The 18,169-nt window shown below is 64.8% G+C and carries 17 protein-coding genes; 14 read left to right on the top strand and 3 right to left on the bottom strand.

What is annotated here, in order from left to right; translation table 11 throughout:
- Positions 1-111: 111 nt before the first annotated feature.
- Positions 112-957: a cytochrome c oxidase subunit II gene (coxB, locus tag ATO11_RS05355; RefSeq protein WP_050529803.1), complete on the bottom strand. Its 846-nt coding sequence runs from the start codon at positions 955-957 to the stop codon at positions 112-114.
- A gap of 199 nt (positions 958-1,156) precedes the next feature.
- On the opposite strand from coxB, the gene tldD reads away from it, so the two are divergent.
- From tldD to dprA, 3 genes are read left to right on the top strand one after another with little or no spacing between them, the layout of a single operon-like run.
- Positions 1,157-2,578, top strand: coding sequence for a metalloprotease TldD (gene tldD / locus ATO11_RS05350; RefSeq protein WP_050530041.1), 1,422 nt, complete (start codon positions 1,157-1,159; stop codon positions 2,576-2,578).
- Positions 2,578-3,489, top strand: coding sequence for a hypothetical protein (locus ATO11_RS05345; protein WP_050529802.1), 912 nt, complete (start codon positions 2,578-2,580; stop codon positions 3,487-3,489). Before tldD ends, ATO11_RS05345 begins: the two co-directional genes overlap by 1 nt.
- A gap of 43 nt (positions 3,490-3,532) precedes the next feature.
- Positions 3,533-4,684: a DNA-processing protein DprA gene (gene dprA / locus ATO11_RS05340; protein WP_050529801.1), complete on the top strand. Its 1,152-nt coding sequence runs from the start codon at positions 3,533-3,535 to the stop codon at positions 4,682-4,684.
- A 7-nt stretch (positions 4,685-4,691) separates the two neighbouring features.
- On the opposite strand, the gene ATO11_RS05335 is transcribed toward dprA, so the two are convergent.
- Positions 4,692-5,138 (bottom strand): hypothetical protein, encoded by a 447-nt coding sequence (locus ATO11_RS05335; RefSeq protein ID WP_050529800.1) that lies wholly within the window; start codon positions 5,136-5,138, stop codon positions 4,692-4,694.
- A 167-nt stretch (positions 5,139-5,305) separates the two neighbouring features.
- Between ATO11_RS05335 and topA the strand changes: the two genes are divergently transcribed.
- On the top strand, positions 5,306-7,966 hold the full coding sequence (gene topA / locus ATO11_RS05330; protein WP_050529799.1) for a type I DNA topoisomerase: 2,661 nt from the start codon (positions 5,306-5,308) through the stop codon (positions 7,964-7,966).
- A gap of 24 nt (positions 7,967-7,990) precedes the next feature.
- Here the strand turns inward: topA and ATO11_RS05325 are convergent, their stop codons facing one another.
- Positions 7,991-8,794, bottom strand: a complete 804-nt coding sequence (locus ATO11_RS05325; protein WP_050529798.1) for a lytic transglycosylase domain-containing protein — start codon at positions 8,792-8,794, stop codon at positions 7,991-7,993.
- 360 nt (positions 8,795-9,154) lie between these two features.
- Between ATO11_RS05325 and ATO11_RS22085 the strand changes: the two genes are divergently transcribed.
- The 10 genes from ATO11_RS22085 to ATO11_RS05280 all read left to right on the top strand — a co-directional run bounded on the left by ATO11_RS22085 (position 9,155) and on the right by ATO11_RS05280 (position 18,163).
- Entirely contained in the window at positions 9,155-9,322 is a 168-nt protein-coding gene (locus tag ATO11_RS22085; protein ID WP_165586936.1) for a Flp family type IVb pilin, read from the top strand.
- Between the two features lie 95 nt (positions 9,323-9,417).
- Positions 9,418-9,585, top strand: coding sequence for a Flp family type IVb pilin (locus ATO11_RS22080; RefSeq protein WP_165586935.1), 168 nt, complete (start codon positions 9,418-9,420; stop codon positions 9,583-9,585).
- Positions 9,586-9,672: 87 nt separating this feature from the next.
- Complete coding sequence (locus ATO11_RS05315; RefSeq protein WP_050529796.1) at positions 9,673-9,852, top strand: Flp family type IVb pilin; 180 nt, start codon at positions 9,673-9,675, stop codon at positions 9,850-9,852.
- Between the two features lie 181 nt (positions 9,853-10,033).
- Positions 10,034-10,900: a Flp pilus assembly protein CpaB gene (cpaB, locus tag ATO11_RS05310; protein WP_050529795.1), complete on the top strand. Its 867-nt coding sequence runs from the start codon at positions 10,034-10,036 to the stop codon at positions 10,898-10,900.
- A gap of 190 nt (positions 10,901-11,090) precedes the next feature.
- Positions 11,091-12,521 (top strand): type II and III secretion system protein family protein, encoded by a 1,431-nt coding sequence (locus tag ATO11_RS05305; protein ID WP_050529794.1) that lies wholly within the window; start codon positions 11,091-11,093, stop codon positions 12,519-12,521.
- Between the two features lie 19 nt (positions 12,522-12,540).
- Positions 12,541-13,209, top strand: coding sequence for an OmpA family protein (locus tag ATO11_RS05300; protein WP_082176165.1), 669 nt, complete (start codon positions 12,541-12,543; stop codon positions 13,207-13,209).
- Positions 13,210-13,515: 306 nt separating this feature from the next.
- Entirely contained in the window at positions 13,516-14,769 is a 1,254-nt protein-coding gene (locus ATO11_RS05295) for a CpaE/TadZ family protein (protein WP_050530040.1), read from the top strand.
- 12 nt (positions 14,770-14,781) lie between these two features.
- Positions 14,782-16,218: a TadA family conjugal transfer-associated ATPase gene (locus ATO11_RS05290; protein WP_050529792.1), complete on the top strand. Its 1,437-nt coding sequence runs from the start codon at positions 14,782-14,784 to the stop codon at positions 16,216-16,218.
- Positions 16,219-16,221: 3 nt separating this feature from the next.
- Positions 16,222-17,190, top strand: coding sequence for a type II secretion system F family protein (locus tag ATO11_RS05285; RefSeq protein WP_050529791.1), 969 nt, complete (start codon positions 16,222-16,224; stop codon positions 17,188-17,190).
- 13 nt (positions 17,191-17,203) lie between these two features.
- Complete coding sequence (locus ATO11_RS05280) at positions 17,204-18,163, top strand: type II secretion system F family protein (RefSeq protein WP_050529790.1); 960 nt, start codon at positions 17,204-17,206, stop codon at positions 18,161-18,163.
- Positions 18,164-18,169: the final 6 nt, after the last annotated feature.

The following is an 18,169-nucleotide window of genomic DNA, read 5'->3' as shown; positions in this document are numbered from 1 at the left end:
GTTCCGGCGTCACCGCTTCAAAGTTCGAGGCCGGGTGAGGATCACCCGACCTTCCGTCGTTCATGCTGCGTCGCGGGCCAATCAGGCGGGTCCGCGGCGGAGGTCGCCGGCTCAGTTGCTGGCGATCTGGTAGGATTGCGGGATGCCCGCGTACTCGTCCTTCGCGCCGGCCAGCCACGCGTCGTACTCGGCCTGCGAGACGGCTTTCACGGTGATCGGCATATAGGCGTGATCCTTGCCGCACAGTTCCGAGCACTGGCCGAAATAGATACCTTCGCGGCCTTCGTCGACCTTGAACCAGAGATGCGCGAGGCGGCCGGGCACGGCGTCCTGCTTCACGCCGAAGGCCGGGATGGTCCACGAGTGGATCACGTCCGCACCCGTCACGGTCATCACGACCACCTTGCCGGTCGGAACCACGACGGCGGTGTCGGTCGCCAGCAGGTATTCATCCTCGGCATAGCCGTAATCGGCCAGTTCATCCTTGCCGAGCAGGAAGCTGTCGAAGCCGAAGCCCTCGTCGGTATACTGGTAGCCCCAGTACCACTGGTAGCCGGTGACCTTGATGTTGATGTCGCCTTCCGGGATCTCCTGCTGCTTGAACAGGACCGGCAGCGAGAACGCACCGATGAAGACAAGGATCACGATCGGCACGACCGTCCACGCGATCTCGACCGGCGTGTTGTGGGTGAACGACGCCGGTTCGGGGTTCGACTTGGCGTTGTAGCGGAAGATCACGATCGCCATCAGGGCGCAGACGAACAGCGTGATCGCCGTTATGATGATCAGCACCATGTGGTCGAGCCACTGGACGTCGCGGGCCAGTTCGGTCGCGGCAGGCTGGAAGCCCATCGCGCCGGGAACCGGCTTGCCGATGGTTTCAAGGCCGTCCTGTGCCAGCGCGGGCAGCGCCGCGAACGAAAGGCCGATGGCCGCGGTCAAGGAGGTCAGTCGCATTTGTCACCCTAGGTTCAGGTTGTGGCTTGGTGCCCCGGTCAGGCGGCCTTATGCCGCGCCGCACGCGCCCGCGCCACACGCGCATTGTCGTTGGGCGGCTTAAAACCATATTCTTCTGTCGAGATAAAGAACCCATCCCCGCGTCAAAGAGACGCTTGTATCCAAAGATATGCAGTTTTGCGCGGGTCAGGAGACAAAGATGACGCAAACCACCCCCTTCCGCCCGTTCGAGACCGACCTCGACCGCGAATCGGCGCTGTCGGTTCTGCGGGCGGCGACCGACGGGGCCGATGACGGCGAACTGTTCCTCGAACGCCGCCAGTCCGAGATGCTGGTCTTCGATGACGGGCGGCTCAAGACGGCGAGCTACGACGCCCTGCAGGGGTTTGGCCTGCGCGCGGTCAAGGGCGAGGTCGCGGGTTACGCCCATGCCACCGAGTTGAGCGAACAGGCCATGCGCCGCGCCGCCGAAACCGCGCGGCTTGCCGTGGGCGACGGAGGCGGCACGCTGGCCGAACCGCCGCAGGGCACCAACGAGAAGCGCTATCGCGACCTCGACCCGATCTCGGGCCAGAGCTTCGCGGTCAAGCTCGACACGCTGCGCGAGATCGACGCCTTCCTGCGCGACCTTGACCCGCGCGTGGTGCAGGTCAGCGCCTCGATGTCGGCCTCCCGGCAGGAGGTGGTGATCCTGCGTCCCGACGGGGCCGAGGTGTCGGACATCCGCCCGATGACGCGGCTGAACGTGTCGGTCATCGTCGAAGAGAACGGCCGCCGCGAAAGCGGGTCGGCGGGGGGCGGGGGGCGCGTGGCGCTCGACGGCCTGATCGACCGGGCCGACTGGGAGCGCAAGGCGCGGGAGGCGCTGCGCATCGCGCTGGTCAATCTTGGTGCCGAACCGGCCCCGGCGGGCGTGATGGGCGTGGTGCTGGGGCCCGGCTGGCCCGGCATCCTGCTGCACGAGGCGGTGGGCCATGGCCTTGAGGGCGATTTCAACCGCAAGGGCAGTTCGGCCTTTGCCGGGCTGATGGGCCAAAGGGTCGCCGCGCCCGGCGTGACGGTGCTGGACGACGGCACGATCCCCGACCGGCGCGGGTCGATCACCGTCGATGACGAGGGCACGCCGTCGGCGCGCAACGTCCTGATCGAGGACGGTGTCCTGACGGGATACATGCAGGACCGGCAGAACGCGCGGCTGATGGGCGTCGCGCCCACCGGCAACGGGCGGCGCGAAAGCTATGCCCATCCGCCGATGCCGCGCATGACCAACACCTACATGCTGGGCGGCGACGCCGACCCCGAGGCGATCGTCGCCGACCTCAAGGACGGCATCTGGGCCGTGGGCTTTGGCGGCGGGCAGGTCGACATCACCAACGGCAAGTTCGTGTTCAGCTGTACCGAGGCCTACCGCGTGAAGAACGGTCGTGTCGGCGCCCCGGTCAAGGGCGCGACCCTGATCGGCGACGGCGCAACCGCGCTGACCCGCATCCGCGCCATCGGCAACGACATGGCGCTCGACCCCGGCATGGGCAATTGCGGCAAGGCGGGGCAGTGGGTGCCGGTGGGCGTCGGCCAGCCGACCCTGATGATCGACGGGCTGACCGTCGGCGGATCGGCCTGATGCGCCCGGCGGTCCGTTTCACGCTCGCATGGGCCGCCGCAACCTTCACCACGCTGTTCTATTCCGAGTTCCTGTTCTGGAACGAGGGCCCGGTCGCCGCTCTGGCCGCAGGCGACGGGGCCGCGATTGCCCTTTACCTCGCCTTCTACGCGCTTGGCGCTCTGGCGCTTGCCGCGGCCTTGTCCCGCGCAGGGGGTATCGGCGTGGCGGGCTGGCCCGCATGGATTCTTGCCGGGGCGATCTACGGCTGGGTGATCGAGGCGGCGGTCGTGCCCGCTTCGTACGAGGATCCGCCGGGATCGTTCTTCTGGACGGCACTTGGCTGGCACGTGCCCGTCGACATCCTTTGGGGCGTCTGGATTTCGCCGGTGCTGCTGGCACGCGCGCGCCTTCTGGTCGCGGCGCTGGCCTGCGCCGGAACAGGGATCGTCTGGGGAGGCTGGACGACGTGGATCTGGGTCGACACTGTCCCGACCCTTGCCGGCTTCACCCGCCACACCCTGCTTGCCGCGCCCTTCGGTATCCTTGGACTCTGGGGCATGGCACGGCTTGGTGATGCGTTCGCCCTACCCTCCCGATGGCTGCGCGGAGTGATCCTGGTCCTTATCGCAGTGCTGTTCGCGCTGACCGGGTCGGCGATGCCGTTCTGGGCGCTGGCACTGGCCGCGCTGATGGCCGTGACATGGATCGCCATACCGCCTCGCGCGTACGAGGGGAGGACGGACCCGGTCCACCTGTCACCCGCGAGGTACGCGCTGCCCTTCCTCGTTCCGGCCTTCGCGGTTGCCACCTATGCCGCCTGCCTGTCCACCGGCTGGAGCCTGCCGCTGGGCACAACCGTGAAGGCCCTGACGGTTGTGGCGGTCGCGGCGTGGTTGGCTGCGCTCCTGCGGGGATTCACGTACCGTTAACTGGAATCGGTCTACGAGTCGGGACGCAGCAAGCGGTGAACCGATGGCCGAGGATACAATCTCTTCCACTCCCCCCCCTATCCCACCGACGACGGAAGACGACCGGCTGAACTGGCTCCGCTTGCTGCGCTCACGTCGGGTGGGGCCGACGACCTTCTACCGACTGATGGCCGAACACGGCTCCGCAGCAGCATCGCTGGATGCGCTGCCCGGTATCGCGGCCAATGCCGGCGTAACACAGTATCAACCATGCCCCGAAGGTGTCGTCCGGGCGGAGGCGCGGGCCGCCCGCGCCGCCGGTGCGCGGCTTCTGGCATATGGAGAGCCCGATTACCCCTCCGATCTCGCCCAGTTGCCGGACGCCCCGCCACTGATGTGGACGGTCGGTGACCGCGCGCTTCTGCACCGGCCCATGGTGGCGCTTGTGGGCGCGCGCAACGCCTCCTCGCTCGGCACCCGCATGACCCGCGCGCTGGCGCAGGGCCTGACGGAGGCCGGGTTCGTCGTGGTGTCGGGCCTAGCGCGCGGGATCGACGCGGTCGCGCATCATGCCGCGCTGGATGGCGGCACAATCGCGGTGATGCCCGGCGGCGTCGACATCCGCTACCCGTCCGAGAACACGACACTGGCCGAGGACATCGCGCGCAAGGGGCTGCTGGTGTCGGAACAGCCCATGGGCCTTGCGCCGCTCGCCCGCCACTTTCCCAAGCGCAACCGCATCATCTCGGGCCTTGCGCGGGCCGTGGTCGTGGTGGAGGCGGCGGCGAAATCCGGCAGCCTGATCACCGCGCGCAACGCGCTTGACCAGGGGCGGGACGTGCTCGCCGTGCCGGGGCATCCGTTCGATGCCCGCGCCGGGGGCTGCAACCTGCTGATCCGCGATGGCGCAACGCTGATCCGCACCGTCGACGACGTGATCGAGGCGCTGGCCCAGCCCGCCGCGCACCCGCAGGCGGCCCTGGCCCTGCAGGACGTGCCGCCACCGCCGACCACCGCGCCCGAGCGGTCACTCGTCGATACCGCGCGCCTGCACGCCACCATCCTCGACCGGCTGGGGCCGACGCCGCTGGCCGAGGACCAGTTGCTGCGCGACCTCGACCTTGCGGCGCCCGATGTCGCGCCCGCGCTGACCGAACTGGAAATCCAGGGAGATATCGAACGCCATCCCGGCGGCCTTCTGGCCCGCCGTGGCTGACCCGGCCTCAGCGGCAGATTTCGGGCAGGACCTCGAACCAGACCGCGCAGAACGCGACATCGGCGTACCACACGTCGGTCGCCCCGATTGCCCAGTGCACCGCCACCCAGGTCTCCCCGGACTTGCGGTAGAGCGCCTGCAGGGTCGTGCCATCCATGAAATCGGGATCAAGCTGCCCGTCGGCAAAGCCGGGCGTGGCGCGGATGTCGATCGGCACGCCGCCGGGGCGCTGCGCCGTGACGGCGGCAAACCCGGTCCGGCCCGCCTGCCGCAGGTCGTGCACCAGGAATTCCACCGGCGCGCCAAGCACCCATTCGGCATGCGGCCTGAGCGCATCCATCATCCCCGCCCGGTCGGCGGAGCCGCGCGCGGGCTCGACATAGTTCTGGCCCGACTGGGCCTGCGCCATCCCGGCGGACACGAGCAGAACTGACAACAGAAGGGAGCGGATCATGGCGGAAATCCCCGGCGAAAAATGCATTGAAATTGGCCCTGACGGTGCCCCCTGCCCGGCCCTTTGGCAAGACACAAGGGAGGGAGTGATTGACATTCTCCCCTTGCGGGGCACATCCCTTGAGGTCATATCGCCACGAACTCATTAGGTCCAAGGTCGCTCCCCGCATGCCCGTCGTCGTCGTTGAATCGCCCGCCAAGGCCAAGACAATCAACAAGTATCTCGGGTCCGACTATACCGTCCTTGCCTCTTACGGGCACGTGCGCGACCTGCCACCGAAGGACGGATCGGTCGATCCCGACCACGGCTTTGCCATGACGTGGGAGGTCGGCGCGGACAGCCGCAAGCACGTCAAGGCCATCGCGGATGCGCTGAAAGACGACAACGCGCTGATCCTCGCCACCGACCCCGACCGCGAAGGCGAGGCGATCAGCTGGCACCTGCAGGAAGCCCTGACCAAGCGCCGCGCGATCAAGAAGGACACCGATGTCAGCCGCGTGACCTTCAACGCCATCACCAAGTCCGCCGTGACCGAGGCGATGCAGAACGCGCGCCAGGTCGACATGCCGCTGGTCGAGGCGTACCTCGCCCGCCGCGCGCTGGACTACCTTGTCGGCTTCAACCTCTCGCCCGTGTTGTGGCGCAAGCTGCCCGGCGCGCGGTCGGCGGGGCGTGTGCAATCGGTCTGCCTGCGCCTGATCGTCGAGCGCGAGATGGAGATCGAGGCCTTCGATCCCAAGGAATACTGGTCGGTCCGCGCGATGCTGGAAACGCCGCGCGGCAAACCGTTCGAGGCACGCCTGACGGTGCTGGGTGGGCAAAAGCTCGACCGGATGAGCCTTGAAAGCCAGGCGGCGGCGGAACTGGCGGTTCAGGCCGTAAGCTCGCGTGCGCTGCACGTGAAGTCGGTTGAGGCCAAACCATCGACCCGCAACCCGTCGGCCCCGTTCATGACCTCGACCTTGCAGCAGGAGGCGAGCCGCAAGTTCGGGTTCGGCGCGCGGCAGACGATGAACGCCGCCCAGCGTCTCTATGAAGCGGGTCACATCACCTACATGCGGACCGACGGGATCGACATGGCACCCGAAGCGGTGCAGGCCGCGCGGGACGAGATCGCGCGCCGGTACGGCGGCGATTACGTGCCGTCCTCGCCCCGCGTCTACAAGAACAAGGCGAAAAACGCGCAGGAGGCGCACGAATGCGTGCGCCCGACCGACATGTCGAAGGACCCCGCGACGCTGAAAGTGTCCGAACCGGACCAGGCGCGGCTGTATGACCTGATCTGGAAACGCACCATCGCCTGCCAGATGGAAGCGGCGCGGATGGAGCGCACCACGGTCGACATCGCAAGCGACGACGCGCAGGTCGAACTGCGCGCCACCGGGCAGGTCATCCTGTTCGACGGTTTCCTCAAGGTCTATGAAGAGGGCCGCGACGAACCGCTGGACGATGACGACAACCGCCTGCCGCAACTGTCGCAGGGCGAGGCGACCGGGTTCGCCGCGCGCGGGCTGCAGGCCGACTACGACAAGGCCGCCGGAGAGGACGTGCTCGTCGAAAGCACGGGCGCGGGCATGCAGAAGCATGACAAGGCGATCCTGTCGGACAACGGCGCGGTTCTTGGCCTGCAACACCACACCCAGCCGCCCCCGCGTTATACCGAAGCGACGCTGATCAAGCGGATGGAAGAGCTGGGGATCGGGCGGCCATCGACCTATGCGTCGATCGTGACCACGATCCAAGACCGCGAATATGTCCGCAAGGAGCAGAACCGCCTCTTTGCCGAGGAACGCGGGCGGATCGTCACGATCTTCCTGCTGAACTTCTTCCGCAAATACGTGGGCTACGAGTTCACCGCGCAGCTGGAAGAGCAGCTTGACGATGTCAGCGCCGGCAAGGCCGACTGGCAAAAGGTGCTGTCGGACTTCTGGCGCGACTTCAAGGCGACGGTGACGGAAACCAGCGAGTTGCGAATCTCGGAAGTGCTCGACAAGCTCGACGCCGCGCTGGCGCCGCAGCTGTACCCGCCGCGCGAGGATGGCAGCGACCCGCGCGTCTGCCCGCTCTGCGGCGAAGGGCGTTTGCACCTTAAAACCTCACGCACCGGCGGGTTCATCGGCTGTGGCCGTTATCCCGAATGCCGCTACACGCGCCCCATCTCGGGTGATGCCGATACCGAGGGCGACAAGGTGCTGGGCGTGGATGACGGGGACGAGATCACGCTGCGCTCGGGCCGGTTCGGTCCCTATGTCCAGCAGGGCGAGGCGACCGAGGAGAATAAAAAGCCCAAGCGCGCCTCGTTGCCGAAGGGCTGGCAGAAGGACGACATGGACCTCGAAAAGGCGCTCAGGCTTCTTAGCCTGCCGCGCGAGATCGGGGAGCATCCGTCCGGCGGCAAGATCACCGCGAATTTCGGGCGGTTCGGCCCGTACCTGATGCACAAGCTGCCGGGGGACGAGAAACCGGTCTATGCCAACATCAAGGATCCCAACGACGTGTTCGAGATCGGGATGAACCGCGCGGTCGAGGTGATCGACGACAAGCGCGCCAATCCCGGCCGGGGACGGCGCGCGGCGGCGAAACCGCTGAAGGAGTTGGGCGAGCATCCCGAACACGGCGGCGCGGTGGCGGTGCTGGATGGTCGGTACGGGCCATACGTGAAGTGGGAGAAGGTGAACGCCACGATCCCCGATGGCGTCGAACCGGCGGACGTGTCGATGGACTTGGCGCTGAAGCTGATCGAGGAGCGTCAGGCCAAGAGCGGCAAGAAACCCGCCAAGAAGAAGACCGCGACCAAGAAGAAGACGGCCGCCAGGAAGAAGTCCTGAAACCGGTAAGGCAGGTGCTTCGTTTCAGCGCGACGCGACGCGGAAGACGCAGCCGTCCGTGACCAGTTCCGGCGGCGTCAGGCAGAGGCCGCGCGCGACCTGAAAGGCGGCCAGCACCTTGGGCACGTAATCCCGCGTCTCGGCAAAGGGCGGCACGCCATCGTGCTTGGTCACCGCGTTCTCGCCGGCATTGTACCCCGCCAGCACCAGAACCGGGTCGCCATCGAACTTCTCCATCAGGAGGTCGAGGAAGGCGACGCCGCCCTTGATGTTCTGCGCGGGGTTGAAACTGTCATCGACGCCGAACCGCTCTGCCGTCGCGGGCATCAGTTGCATCAGCCCCTGCGCGCCCGCACCCGATTGCGCATCCGCCCGGCCCGACGATTCTACCGCGATCACCGCAAGCGCGAAGGCAGGCGAGACCCGCGTGCCGATGGACGACTTCAAAAGCTCGATCCCGTGCGCCTCGGCAATATCCTGCATCACCTGCAACCGCGGCGCGGGCACCTGCGCCCCGCCGGGACCCTTCGACAGCGCGCGCAAGGCGGTCTCCAGCCGGCCGGGCCCGCTGTCCGACAGTTTCGGTGACACCGCCTGCCAGTACCAGTTGAGCGCACCGGTGGCAGGCGCGGCACCTGCCGACGGCGCGGGGGCCGCGGGAGCGACCCGCGGCTCGATCTGCACCGTGATCCGGCGCGCGGCACCGGGTTTCGGCGGCTTGACGCGCTTGGCCTTGAAGTCGGGAAACGGTTCGGGCGCCTCGGCAAGGCCGGGGGTGGCGGCAATAAACAGGGCACACAGTGCCGCAAGGATGCTGCGCGGGGTCATGTCCAAACTCTGCCTCAGAGATTTTTCTCTTTATTGGTTCCAATATCGCAAAAATCGCTTAATCGGGCCAGCATTAGTGATCAGAACTCGGGCATCTGTGCCACATTTGACCGATGCCCCATGCCAAAACCCGCCATAGGCATCAAAAGGCGAAAAAAATTATCATTACTTTCAGTAGGTTAAAAATCTGAACGTAAGAAAAGTCGAATTTTCAGGAATCGCGCCAATGCGGTCAAACTGGTGCCTGATTTGCCCGGCTAATTGCGCTCATACCGCGACGGGCGGATCGGAAGTGAGAGGCCGATCCACACAATCCCGGAAACGGTTACCTGAGCAATGATCCTACTGGAGACCAAGACCATGATGAAATTCCTCAAAGACGAATCCGGCGCCGTTACCGTTGACTGGGTGGTTCTGACCGCCGCTGTTGTTGGCCTGGCCATCGCAGCTTACACCGCGATCGAAACCAACTCGAACACGCTGATCAACGCCGCCGGCGGCGCAGTTGCAGGCCAGAACGACTTCTAAGTCGTCTGATCGCACGATCTTGGCCGGAGCCAGCGTGGCTCCGGCTTTTTCTTGAAAGCTTGCCGGCCGCGCGCCGGAAGACACGGAGAATTCAAATGCTGAACTTCCTCAAAGACGAATCCGGCGCAGTCACCGTTGACTGGGTTGTCCTGACCGCAGCCGTTGTTGGCCTGGCGATCGCTGCCTACACCGCGATCGAAACCAACTCGAACACGCTGATCAACGCCGCTGGCGGTGCAGTCGCAGGCCAGAACGACTTCTAAGTCGGCCTGACAAGATCCGGGCAAGGCGGCGTCGTGTGTTGCCGGCTTGCCCGCCATCGTTACGGCGTTAGCTGAAAGGACCCTAGTATGACTGCGTTTATCAAGTCCTTCGCCCGCGACGAATCCGGTGCTGTCACCGTGGATTGGGTTGTTCTGACGGCTGGAGTGGTTGGTCTTTCGGCCATCAGCTTTTTCGTCATCGAAGACAACTCGAACACCCTGATGCAAGCAGCCGGCGGCGCAGTGGCCGCTGAGAACGACTTCTAAGGTCGTCACCACAGCTTTTACTAAAAGGGCCGCCCCTTCCGGAGCGGCCTTTTTCACGCGTGGACGGCGTGCCGCAAAAATGTCCGCATGCCGATCCGAAAAATGTCGCATTTGCCCTCCATCCCTGCGCGGAGCTTGCCGGCCATGTACCGGCACCAAAACAGGTAAAAAGGGGCACCCCATGCGATTGGTATTCGGATTGGTCCTTGTGATCGGACTGGGTCTTGCGGGATTCGCCGTCTACATGGCCAAGAACTACATCGGCGCCTACCAGGCCGAACTGGCGCGCGAACGCGCGGTCAGTGCCAAGGCGGTCAAGACGGTCGGCGTCTACGTGATCAACAAGCCGGTCAAGTACGGCGAGAAGCTGACAACCGAGGACGTGACGCTGGTCGCGTGGCCGCAAAAGGCCCTGCCCGAAGGCATTTTCACCGACCAGGAACCGCTGTTCGCCGAAGGCGAGACGCGCCCGCGCTACGCGTTGCGCGCGATGGAGAAATTCGAACCGGTGCTGGCCGTCAAGGTCACCGCGCCGGGTGAAGACGCCGGCCTGACCTCGCGTCTGGGCAAGGGCATGCGCGCCTTCGCGATCAAGGTCGACGTGGCCTCCGGCGTGTCGGGCTTCCTGCGCCCCGGTGACAAGGTCGACATCTACTGGACGGGCCGCGCCCCCGGCAGCGATCCCGCGGGCCGAAAGGAAGACGTGACCCGCCTGATCGAAACCAATGTCTCGCTGATCGCCATCGACCAGACGGCGACCTCCGAACAATCCGAGGCGTCGATCGCCAATACGGTGACGGTGGCCGTGTCGCCGCAGCAGGTCGCAGCGCTGGCACAGGCGCAGGCCACGGGCCGTCTTGCGCTGTCCCTCGTGGGCACCGACGACGAAACCGTCGCCGAGGTGATCGAGGTCGACCAGCGCAAGCTGCTGGGCATCGTGGCCGAGGAACAGGTCGAGGCCAAGGTGATCCAGGAGAAGAAGGTCTGCACGACGCGGGTCAACAAGGGCACCGAAAAGGTCGAGATCGAGATCCCCTGCACCAACTGATCCGATCCGGAATCCATGGCGAGGGCGCGGGCATGACCTGCGCCCTTTGCACGTGTGCTGTTGCCCCAGACCCACACGCCCAAGGGGCTTTTCCTTTGAGAATCTTGCAATAAAAGCTGAACGCGCGCATGGTGACGCCAACTAAGGGCAATAAGACCCATCTTGAGGCGTGATCGAAGAGGCAGGTCACATGAAAATCGACAGATTTCTGAAGGTCGCGCTTGCCGGCCTTGCGCTTGCGTTATCCGCGCCTGCGCCATTTGCCGCCGCCGAAACGCTCCGCGTTGTCCGGTCCGGCACATCGTCCGACCTGAGCGTTCCCATGAACAGGGCCATCGTCGTCGAAAGCGACGTCCCGTTCGCCGAGCTCAGTATCGCCAACCCCGCGATTGCCGACATCTCGTCGCTCAGCGACCGCACGATTTACGTGCTGGGCAAGTCACCGGGCCTGACGACGCTGACACTGCTGGACGCGTCCGGTCGCCTGATCACCAATGTCGACGTTCGCGTGGCCGCCGACGTGTCGGAGTTCAAGGAGCGGCTGCGCCAGATCCTGCCCGGCGAGAAGATCGAGGTGCGCACCGCAAATGACGGGATCGTCCTGTCCGGCACGGTGTCATCGTCGGCCAAGCTGCAGCGCGCGCTCGAACTGGCCGCGCGGTATGCCCCGGACCGGGTGTCGAACCTGATGAGTGTCGGCGGCGTGCAGCAGGTCATGCTGAAGGTGCGTTTCGCCGAAATGCGCCGGTCGGTGTCGAAATCGCTGCAAAGCTCGGTCGCCTTCGGCGGCAACGCCTTCAACAACAAGCTTGGCGTCGCCGGTGGCACCAACAGCGCCATCGACAACACCGCACAGATCGCGACGCTGGGCGGCGCGACGCCCAATGGCAGCACCAACAACGGCGCCATCGCATTCGGGTTCAACGCGGGCGGCGTCGAAGTTGCCGTCCTCCTCGAAGCCCTTGAATCAAAAGGGGTTGTTCGCACCCTGGCCGAACCGAACCTGACCGCCCTGTCGGGGCAGGAAGCCCGGTTCCTCGCCGGTGGCGAATACCCGGTGCCCACGCGCGACGAAGATACCGGCGCCATCGTGGTCGAATTCCGCCCCTTCGGGATCGAGATGAACTTCATCCCCACCGTGGTGGACGGCGACCAGATCAACCTGCAGCTTCAGACGGCGGTATCGTCGATCGACTTCACCAACGGGATCACGCTGGATGGTCTGACCATCGCCTCGTTCAACAAGCGCGAGGCCTCGACCACGGTCGAGATGCGGGATGGCGAAAGCTTTGCCATCGCGGGCCTTCTGCAGGACGATTTCCGCGACCTTAACGGCCAGGTGCCGTGGCTGGGTGACGTGCCGATCCTTGGTGCGCTGTTCCGGTCGGCCGAGTTCGAACGCGAGCAGTCCGAGCTGGTCATCATCGTGACGCCGCACCTCGTGACGCCCACGCGCGGAGAGGCCCTGGCCCTGCCGACGGATCGCATCCGTCCGCCGAGCGAGAAGGACCTTTTCCTGCATGGCCGCGTTCAGGCCGGCACGCGTGCGCCGAAAGAAGGCGCCGCCGCAGAGGTTGCCAAGCAGGATTTCACCGGCTCATATGGCTACGTGATGGATTGAGGACGATATGCGGGGTCCCATGTTGAGATATCTGGCACTTGGCGGCGTGGCTTTCGCCGCGTCCTGCAGCTCGTCGGACCCGGTCCACACGCAATTCTATCGCGAAGCGGGCGTGATGTATGACCATTCCGGGTTCGGCACGGCGACCATGAACAACATGGGGCTGATGACCGGCGAACAGCAATACGCGTTCGACCTGGGCCAGCGGTTCGCGTCCGAGGTGCTGACCACTGTCAACTTCGCCTTCAATTCCGCGACACTCGATGCCGGCGCGCGTGACGCGCTGCGCGAGCAGGCCCGCTGGATCCTGCAATTCCCCGAAGTGCGCTTCCGGGTCTACGGCCATACCGACGCGGTCGGGTCCGAAGCCTATAACAAGCGGCTCGGCCTCCGCCGGGCGCAGGCAGTCGTGCATTTCCTGACCAGCCAGGGCATCAGCCGCTCGCGGCTCGAAGCGGTGGTGTCGTTCGGCGAAACCCGCCCGGTGATCCCCACGCCCAACATGGACCGCCGCAACCGGCGCACCGTGACCGAGGTATCGGGCTTCGTGCAGTCGCACCCGATGGTGCTGGACGGCAAGTACGCGCAGATCGTGTACCGCGAATACGTCACCAGCGCGCAGGCACCCAGCACGCTGACCAACGTGGAAAACAGCCGCGAAAGCATCGGACGGCTCGGCGGCAACTGATCCCCGGCGAACACCGGCCAATCATCAAGGGCGCCCTGCGGCGCCCTTTTTCGTGGGCCATATGCCTGCGATATCGGTAAAAATTGCCTTTAAGCCGCCGCAAGATACCGCAGATTTTCGCTCTTTCGGCCCAATTGTCGCCGCCTTTGACCGGCAGGTTCACGCCTGACGGAAACCCTATGACCCCGAAAAGCGGGTCAGACGGGTCCGACAGGCCATCGGCCGGGGGCATGACACGCGTGACCAGTTTGGCGCGCCCCTATCGCCGTGGTTTGCCGGGCCTGATGCAAGAGGACCTGAGGCATGATGAGCGAGACCATTCTGGGCGCGGAGGAACATCCGCTGGTGGCCTGTACCATCAGCCGTGACGTGCAACTCTACGACCTGTTGATCGAAGACATGGAAGACGCGCTTGGCGAAGGCTGGGGCGATCTTGGCTTTGACGAGGCGATCCCCTTCATGGGCCAGCCCGATGGCGAGCGGATGTCCTTCATCGCCATCGCGATCGATAAGGAAGACGAAGGCCGCGCCGACCAGTTGAGCGCCATCATCCACAAGGCCGCGACCAAGGGGATCAAGGTGATCCTGATCGCCGAGGACGTGAAGCCCGCGACGCTGCACAAGCTGCTGCGCGAGGGCGCCGACGAGTTTGTCCCCTACCCGCTTCCCGAGGGCGAGTTGCAGGCCGCGATCACCAAGATCATGACCCCTGCCCCGGCAGCGCAGGACGGGGAAGAGGCTGCACCGGCCAAGCCGACCTCGGCTCTGTCGAAAACCGGCGCCGCCAACGGCGCGCTGATCGCGGTTCAGGGACTGGCCGGCGGTGTCGGTGCGACGACGCTTGTCACCAACCTCGCATGGGAACTGGCCACCGTGACCAAAACGGACGGCCCGCGCGTCTGCATCCTCGACCTCGACCTGCAGATGGGATCGGTGTCGACCTACATGGACCTCACCCGCCGCGAAGCCGTGTTCGAGATGCTGTCGGACATCGACAGCATGGATGAAGACAGCTTTGGCCAGGCGCTGGTGGGTTACGAGAACAAGGTGCAGGTCCTGACCGCGCCGCCCGACCTTTTGCCGCTCGACATGATCGGGCCCGAAGAGGTCGAAAAGATCCTCGACATGGCGCGTCAGCATTTCGACTACGTGATCGTCGACATGCCCAAGACGCTGGTCCAGTGGTCGGAAACCATCCTGACCTCGGCCCATGTCTACCTCGCCATGATCGAGCTCGACATGCGCTCGGCCCAGAACGCGCTGCGCATGAAACGCGCACTGCAATCCGAAGGCCTGCCGTTCGACAAGCTGCGCTTCATGCTGAACCGCGCGCCCAAGTTCACCGACCTGCAGGGCAAGGCGCGGGTCAAGCGGATGGCGGAAAGCCTTGGTATCTCGATCGACCTGCAGATGCCCGATGGCGGCCGGCCGATCCTGCAAGCCTGCGACCACGGCCAGCCGCTGGCCGTTGCGGCGGCCAAGAACCCGCTGCGCCGCGAAATCATGAAGCTGGCGGCTTCCATTCACGCCGTCGGCCAGACCGACGCCGAAGCGGCCTGAGGAGCGACCTGAATGTTCTCTCGCTACAAGAAAGACGGGGCCAAGCCCGCTGACAAGCCGGTCCTGAAGGAAGTCCCCAAGGCCGCCGCCCCCGAGGCGGAGCCGGCCAAGACGCTGCGCAAGCCGGTCGAGTTGAAACCCGCCCGTGCCGAGGCCGGAGACAAGGAACAGAAACGCAAGGAGCGTCTGTCCGAGATCAAGCTGGAACTGCACCGCGCGCTGCTGGACAACCTCAACCTCGCGGCGCTTGAACACGCGTCCGAAAAGGACCTCCGGGCCGAGATCAACGCGATCAGCCAGGAAGTGCTCGAAGAGCAGTCCATCGTCCTGAACCGCGAGGACCGCGCGACGCTTGCGCAGGAACTCTATGACGAAGTGAAGGGCCTTGGCCCTCTGGAAACGCTTCTGCAGGACGAAACGGTCAACGATATCCTGGTCAACGGGCCCAAGCAGATCTTCGTGGAACGCGCGGGCAAGCTGCAACTGACCGACATCACCTTCAAGGATGAAAAGCACCTGTTGCGGATCATCGACAAGATCGTGAGCGCGGTGGGCCGGCGGGTCGATGAATCGAACCCCTACGTGGACGCCCGCCTGCAGGACGGGTCGCGTTTCAACGCGATGGTGCCGCCGATCGCGGTGGACGGATCGCTCGTCTCCATCCGGAAATTCAAGAAGGACAAGCTGGGCATCGACGACCTGGTGAAGTTCGGCGCCTTCAACGAAGAGATGGCCGCCTACCTTCAGGCCGCGGTCGCAACCCGCCTCAACGTCATCGTCTCGGGCGGTACCGGTTCCGGTAAGACGACCACGCTCAACGCGCTGTCATCCTTCATCGACAACAGCGAACGTATCCTGACGATCGAGGATACGGCCGAACTTCAACTGCAACAGACGCACGTCGGCCGGATGGAAAGCCGCCCGCCCAACGTCGAAGGCAAAGGCGAGGTATCCCCCCGCGACTGTCTGAAAAACGCCCTGCGGATGCGTCCCGACCGCATCATCGTCGGCGAGACGCGCGGCGAGGAAGTCATCGACATGCTGCAGGCCATGAACACCGGCCACGACGGGTCGATGACGACGATCCACGCCAACAACCCGCGCGACGGGATCGCGCGCCTGGAAAACATGATCGCCATGGCCGGGATCGAGATGCCGTTGAAAGCGGTCCGCTCGCAGATTTCCTCGGCTGTGAACCTCATCGTTCAGGCGTCGCGCCTGCAGGACGGCTCGCGCCGCATGACCTCGATCACCGAAGTGACGGGGATGGAGGGCGAGGTGATCTCGATGCAGGAAATCTTCCGCTTCCAGCGCGTGGGCCTGACGCCCGACAACAAGATCATCGGCCATTTCACCGCCACCGGCGTGCGTTCGCACTTCTCGGAACGCTTCCGCCTGTGGGGCTATGACCTGCCGCCGCAAATCTTCGAACCCTATGCCGCCGAGTAAACCATGACGCTCTCTGCAGAACCGATCATCTATATCTCGATCTTCATCGGCGTGCTGGTGCTCGTCGAAGGGATCTACCTTGTCGCCTTCGGCAAATCGATTTCGCTGAACTCCAAGGTCAACCGCCGCCTCGAAATGCTCGACAAGGGCGAGGGCCGCGAGGAAGTGCTGGAAAAGCTCCGCAAGGAGATGGACCAGCACATGAATTCCAGGTCCATCCCGCTCTACTCGATGCTGGCGGACCGGGCACAGAAGGCGGCCATCGCCTTTACCCCGCCGCAGCTGATCGGGATCATGGCGGGGCTTGCGGTGATGATCTTTGTCGGTCTCAGCATCGGCACCGAAACGCAGGTCGCGGTGCGCGTGGTCGTGTCCATCGGCATGGGCATCGCGGGCGTGTTCGTCTGGGTTAACGGCAAGGCCAAGAAGCGCCTCGCCCTGATCGAGGAACAATTGCCCGACGCGGTCGAACTGATGGTGCGCTCCCTGCGCGTCGGTCACCCGTTCTCGTCGGCCATTTCCATCGTCTCGAAAGAGGTCGAGGACCCGATCGCCACCGAATTCGGCATCATCGCCGACGAAAGCGCCTATGGCCGCGACGTGGGCGAGGCGCTGATGCACATGGCCGAACGGCTGGACATGCAGGATCTGCGCTTCCTTGCCGTCGCCGTGTCGATCCAGCAGCAATCGGGGGGTAACCTGGCCGAGATCCTCATGGGCCTCGCCAAGGTGATCCGCGCCCGGTTCCGCCTGTTCCGCCGCGTGAAGGCGATCACGGCCGAAGCGCAATGGTCGGGCAAGTTCCTGTCGGGCTTCCCGCTGGCCGCACTTGTCGTGATCCAGGTCACCGACCCGAATTACTACGACGACGTGCTGGATCACCCGTACTTCATCCCCGCCTGTTTCCTGGTCGGCGGCTTCCTCATCGCGAACCTTGTCGTGATGCGGATGCTGGTCAACATCAAGGTCTGAGGAGCGACAGAACATGGAACTCGTCACAGATATCCTCGGCCCGTTCGGCCCCATCATCCTCGTCGGTTCGCTGGGCGTCCTGCTTGTCCTGCTGACGATCCCGATGATGATGCGGGACAAGTCCGACCCGATGCAGAAGCTGCACCGTCAAAGCCAGGCGCGGCACAAGTCGGCGGACCAGGGCCCGACCCTGCGGTCGAACCAGCAGAACAAGAAGCTGGAGAAATACGCCACCTTCCTCGAACCGCAGGACACCGAGGAATACTCGGCCATCCGCAAGACGCTGGTGACCGCCGGTTACCGGACAAAGGACGCGGTGCGCATCTATTTCGCTGCGCAGATGGTTCTGGGCCTTGGCGGCCTGGCGTTGGGTGCGGCCTATTTCTTCCTCGTCATCAAGTCCGACGAGACGACGATGCAGCAGACCCTGATGTATATCCTGGGTCCCGGCGCGGGCGGCTACCTGTTCCCGAAATACTGGCTGACCAAGCGCGTCGACAAGCGCAAGAAAGAGATCGAACAGGGCTTCCCGGACTCTCTCGACATGATGCTCGTCTGCATCGAGGCGGGCCAGTCCATGGACCAGGCGATCATCCGGGTCGCGCGCGAACTGCACGCCTCCTACCCCGCGCTGGCGGACGAGTACGAAATCGTCGCGCACGAGATCAAGGCCGGCAAGGACAAGTCCGCCGTGCTGCGCGACATGGCCGAACGCTGCGGCGTGCAGGACATCGCGTCGTTCACGACCGTGCTGATCCAGTCCCAGCAATTCGGGACATCCATCGGCGAGGCGCTGCGCGTCTATGCCGAGGAGATGCGGGACAAGCGCGTGATGCGCGCCGAAGAGGCCGCAAACAAGTTGCCAACCAAGATGACGCTTGTCACAATGACGCTTACAGTGCCGCCGCTTCTGATCATCCTGGTCGGGCCTTCGGCGGTGGGCATCACGCAACTCGGGCAGCTCGCGAATTAACGAAAA

Source organism: Pseudaestuariivita atlantica, assembly GCF_001205715.1.
Classification (GTDB): domain Bacteria; phylum Pseudomonadota; class Alphaproteobacteria; order Rhodobacterales; family Rhodobacteraceae; genus Pseudaestuariivita; species Pseudaestuariivita atlantica.
The sequence above is the reverse complement of the archived record's forward strand: the minus strand, read 5'-3'. Positions and strand labels throughout refer to the sequence as shown.

Coding starts and splice junctions, on each gene's coding strand:
- coxB (WP_050529803.1), bottom strand. CDS start 957: ATGCGACTGACCTCCTTGACCGCGGCCATCGGCCTTTCGTTCGCGGCG.
- tldD (WP_050530041.1), top strand. CDS start 1,157: ATGACGCAAACCACCCCCTTCCGCCCGTTCGAGACCGACCTCGACCGC.
- ATO11_RS05345 (WP_050529802.1), top strand. CDS start 2,578: ATGCGCCCGGCGGTCCGTTTCACGCTCGCATGGGCCGCCGCAACCTTC.
- dprA (WP_050529801.1), top strand. CDS start 3,533: ATGGCCGAGGATACAATCTCTTCCACTCCCCCCCCTATCCCACCGACG.
- ATO11_RS05335 (WP_050529800.1), bottom strand. CDS start 5,138: ATGATCCGCTCCCTTCTGTTGTCAGTTCTGCTCGTGTCCGCCGGGATG.
- topA (WP_050529799.1), top strand. CDS start 5,306: ATGCCCGTCGTCGTCGTTGAATCGCCCGCCAAGGCCAAGACAATCAAC.
- ATO11_RS05325 (WP_050529798.1), bottom strand. CDS start 8,794: ATGACCCCGCGCAGCATCCTTGCGGCACTGTGTGCCCTGTTTATTGCC.
- ATO11_RS22085 (WP_165586936.1), top strand. CDS start 9,155: ATGATGAAATTCCTCAAAGACGAATCCGGCGCCGTTACCGTTGACTGG.
- ATO11_RS22080 (WP_165586935.1), top strand. CDS start 9,418: ATGCTGAACTTCCTCAAAGACGAATCCGGCGCAGTCACCGTTGACTGG.
- ATO11_RS05315 (WP_050529796.1), top strand. CDS start 9,673: ATGACTGCGTTTATCAAGTCCTTCGCCCGCGACGAATCCGGTGCTGTC.
- cpaB (WP_050529795.1), top strand. CDS start 10,034: ATGCGATTGGTATTCGGATTGGTCCTTGTGATCGGACTGGGTCTTGCG.
- ATO11_RS05305 (WP_050529794.1), top strand. CDS start 11,091: ATGAAAATCGACAGATTTCTGAAGGTCGCGCTTGCCGGCCTTGCGCTT.
- ATO11_RS05300 (WP_082176165.1), top strand. CDS start 12,541: ATGTTGAGATATCTGGCACTTGGCGGCGTGGCTTTCGCCGCGTCCTGC.
- ATO11_RS05295 (WP_050530040.1), top strand. CDS start 13,516: ATGAGCGAGACCATTCTGGGCGCGGAGGAACATCCGCTGGTGGCCTGT.
- ATO11_RS05290 (WP_050529792.1), top strand. CDS start 14,782: ATGTTCTCTCGCTACAAGAAAGACGGGGCCAAGCCCGCTGACAAGCCG.
- ATO11_RS05285 (WP_050529791.1), top strand. CDS start 16,222: ATGACGCTCTCTGCAGAACCGATCATCTATATCTCGATCTTCATCGGC.
- ATO11_RS05280 (WP_050529790.1), top strand. CDS start 17,204: ATGGAACTCGTCACAGATATCCTCGGCCCGTTCGGCCCCATCATCCTC.